1 protein-coding gene is annotated in these 260 nt (G+C 73.1%); it reads left to right on the forward strand.

The window, feature by feature from the left end; genetic code table 11:
• On the forward strand, positions 1–260 hold a 260-nt coding region (locus tag RVY79_RS20235), incomplete at both ends, for a hypothetical protein (RefSeq protein ID WP_317466371.1).

A 260-nucleotide genomic window follows, 5' to 3' on the forward strand; every position in this document is an offset into this window, starting at 1 on the left:
GCCGCAGCGGGCCCAGGCGAACGTGAACTGCCGCATCCTGCCCGGCGAGCGGGTCGACGAGGTGCAGGCCACGCTGGAGCGCGTCGTGGCGGACCCGCGCGTCAAGATCACGCCCATCGGCCAGGCGACCGAGGCGCCGCGGCCGCCGATGAAGGAAAGCCTGCTGGCGGCGATCAAGGCCGTCAACGCGGTGATCTGGCCCGGCGTGCCGGTCGTGCTCGGCCTGACCGCTGGCGCCAGCGACGGCGTCTTCCTGAACA

The organism is Chromohalobacter sp. HP20-39, from assembly GCF_033052815.1.
In the GTDB taxonomy this organism is placed as follows: Bacteria; Pseudomonadota; Gammaproteobacteria; order Pseudomonadales; family Halomonadaceae; genus Chromohalobacter.